Annotated in this window: 2 protein-coding genes; one reads left to right on the top strand and one right to left on the bottom strand. The window is 70.7% G+C overall.

All coding sequences use genetic code 11. From position 1 onward, the window contains the following. Positions 1-308 precede the first annotated feature (308 nt). Positions 309-1475, top strand: coding sequence for a cobalamin-independent methionine synthase II family protein (locus IJH84_RS01590; protein ID WP_295139403.1), 1167 nt, complete (start codon positions 309-311; stop codon positions 1473-1475). Positions 1476-1569: 94 nt separating this feature from the next. Here IJH84_RS01590 and IJH84_RS01585 read toward each other — a convergent pair whose 3' ends face one another. Further along, positions 1570-3099, bottom strand: coding sequence for a serine/threonine-protein kinase (locus tag IJH84_RS01585; RefSeq protein ID WP_295139400.1), 1530 nt, complete (start codon positions 3097-3099; stop codon positions 1570-1572). Positions 3100-3220 lie beyond the last annotated feature (121 nt).

Raw genomic sequence — 3220 nt, 5'->3', positions numbered from 1 at the left:
GGGCTTACCGGTCGACGACGGCTGCGGCTGCTCGGCACCGATCCCGGTCGGCGAGTAGCCGCGACTTCGTGCGCCCGTTGCACCGGGTCGTCCAGTTCCGTCGCCCACTCCGGCGCGGCTGCGTCCGAGTCGCAACAGGAGCGCTTGACGGGGTCGTGAACCCGGCGAGTTCGTGAAGCTGTCCGCCGACCCGGTTCCTTTGACATCGTGTGATCGGTTGCCTGGTGACAACAGGTGCACGAGTTGATCCGTGCTGTGGTTTCGCGGCCGGCTCGTGCCACGGGCGAGTCGAGGTATGGAGGAAGTTCGTGGAGCACAGCACGAATCGGCTGCTGACCACCCACGCCGGAGCCCTGCCGCGGCCTTCCGACCTGGAAGGGACCATGGTCGACCGGCCGCATCACCCGGAGTCCTTCGCCGAGTTCCTGCCGCGGAGCGTGGCGGACGTCGTCGAGCAGCAGCGCGCCGCCGGTCTCGACGTGCTCAACGACGGCGAGATGGGAAAGCCCGAGTGGTCCTGGTACGTGACGAGCCGCTTGTCCGGTTTCGAACATCGGCCCGCGGAGCGCACCGAGGCGCTGAACGGTCAGGACCAGCGCGATTTTCCCGGTTACTACGCGCACGCCATCGAGAACGGGCTTTGGTACGGCAACACGAACAGCCTGGTGGCCACGGCCCGTGCGCAGACGCCGGTGTGCACCGGTCCGATCGAGTACGACCCCACGCAGGTGCGCCGTGATATCGAGAACCTGCGCAGCGCGCTGGAGGGCAGCGACGCGGTGGAGGCGTTCCTCCCGGTCGTCGCACCCGCGAGCGCGGCGGTCGGGCAGCGCAACGAGTACTACAGCACCGACGAGGATTACCTGTGGGCGTTGGCCGATGCGCTGAAGCAGGAGTACGAGGCCATCGTCGAAGCCGGTTTCCTGGTGCAGATCGACGACGCCTGGACCCCGGCCATCTGGAACACCTACCGCCGGGAGTTCGACGTGCGCTCGTGGCGCCGCTTCTGCATGAAGCGGATCGAAGCCCTCAACCACGCCCTTTCCGGGATTCCGATGGACCGGGTGCGCTATCACGTGTGCTGGGGCAGCTGGCACGGTCCGCACGTCAGCGACATCCCGATGGCCGAGCTGGCGCCCCTGATGCTGTCGGTCGACGCCGGTGCCTACCTGTTCGAAGCGGGCAACGTGCGCCACGAACACGAATACACGGTCTGGGACGACATCGGCCTGCCCGCAGGGAAGATCATCATCCCCGGTGTCGTCAGCCATGCCACGACCATCGTCGAGCACCCGCAGCTGGTGGCGCAGCGGCTGGTCCGCTTCGCCGAGCGCGTCGGGCGCTCGAACGTCATCGGCGGCACCGACTGCGGGCTCGGCGGTCGCGTGCATCCCGAGGTGGCCTGGGCCAAACTGCGCTCGCTGACCGAAGGTGCCGCGTTGGCCAGTGAGCAGCTGTGGGGATCGCGGCGGTGATCGCTCGGGCGGGCCAAAGCATCCGCCACTTCGTTGGCGGTAGAGCCCGGCTCGGCCGACGTCCGCTGCTGCCGGAGCCCACCGCGGCCGGCGGCTAGTCCTGCTCCTTCTCCTTCTTCTTGCCGTTTTCGCCGCTGTCCTTGCCCTCGTCCTTCTTCTGCGGCGCTGGTCGCTCGATGACGACCGGCGCCGGTGGCGGCGGAGGTGGTGCGGTTGTCTCGGTGCGCACGACGGTGTCGGCCTCGATCAGCGGGGCGCCGGTGTGCGCGGTCATGCCGAGCTGGTGGAACTCGCGGACCTTGCTGCCGTCGGCCATCTGCAGCTCGACTCCGATGTGGACGTTGCGGCCGACCGCGTGCGGCGGGTCGATGACTTCCACCGCGGCCACGGAGTTCCAATACTGCTCGTAGCCGCTTCGCCCCGGTGCTTGCAGCCCTGGACCCAGCCTCGTCCAGGCGTTGCCCGGATGCTCGGGCAGCAGCGCGTAGTAGTCCGAGGCCACCCGCTCCAGCTCCGCGGGTGCGGCCAGCGGCGTGGTCGGCGGAGTCGGGGACTCGCGCTGCGGAATCAGCAGTGCTACGAGCACTAGCGCTGCAAGCGTCGCGCCCAGCACGGCAAGAGCTTTGCGGTGCCTCCGGGCGGCAGCACCGAGGGATGTCGCAGCCGCGCCGCCGACCGGGCGTTCGGCCACCCGCGTGCCCGTGCTCCGAGCGGGACCGGGAGCGGTGGTGGCATCGGTGACCAGCGATAACGGCTGGGTCGAGGCATCGGCGGAGATGTACTCGGTGGCCGCGATCGGCTGCCCGTCCGCGAGAGCGCGCAGGATCTCGCCCGCCCGCTGCGGTGCCGGGCGGGCCGCGGGATCGAGGTGCATCAGCTGCGCCAGCAGCGGCCCGAGCGCACCGGCGCGTTGGGGCGGCGGAACGTGGCCTGCGGCGACCTCGTGCAGCACGGCCAGCGAGTTCTCGGTCTGCGCGCCGAACGGGGGCCGTCCTTCGAGGGCGGCGTAGAGCGTGGCACCGAGCGAGAACACGTCGGAGGCCGGTGCGGGCGGATGCCCTTGCGCGATCTCCGGGGCGAGGAAGGCCGGCGTGCCGTTGAGCATCCCGGTCTGGGTCACCGAGACATCGCCCGCGGCCAACGAGACCCCGAAGTCGGTGATCTTGACGCTGCCGTCGTCGCCGAGCAGCACGTTCGCGGGCTTGACGTCGCGGTGGATGATCCCGGCCTCGTGCGCCGCGGCCAGCGCGGCTGCCGCGTGCGCACCGATCACGGCCGCCGTCTGCACAGCCTGCGCACCCTGCTCGGCGAGCACGTCGTCGAGGCTTCGGGAAGGCAGGTGCTCCATGACGAGCACGGGCAGCCCATCGTGCTCGGTCACGTCGTGCACCGCGACGACGTTCGGGTGGTGCAGCCGGGCTGCGATGCGGCCTTCCCGCATCGCGCGCTGCTGGGCCTCCGCGGCCCGCGCGGGATCGAGGCCGCTCTGCACGATCAGCTGCTTGACGGCCACGGGACGCCGCAACCGCTCGTCGGTGGCGAGCCACACGACGCCCATGCCCCCGCTGCCGAGCCGGCGTTCGAGCCGGTACCGGTCGGCGAGCAGCGCTCCCACCTGACTCACGATCGTCCTCCTTCCCGGACACGGCCTCGGCCGCCGGGGAGGACGCGAACCACCGCGGTGCGGCCGAGCCCGGCATCCCCGCCGGCGTCGAGCGGCCCGAGGCCTGCGGCCCGGGGCGCTC

The sequence above is a fragment of the Saccharopolyspora sp. genome, from assembly GCF_017434145.1.
Lineage (GTDB): Bacteria > Actinomycetota > Actinomycetes > Mycobacteriales > Pseudonocardiaceae > Saccharopolyspora_C > Saccharopolyspora_C galaxeae.
This window is presented reverse-complemented; position numbering and strand designations above follow the sequence as displayed.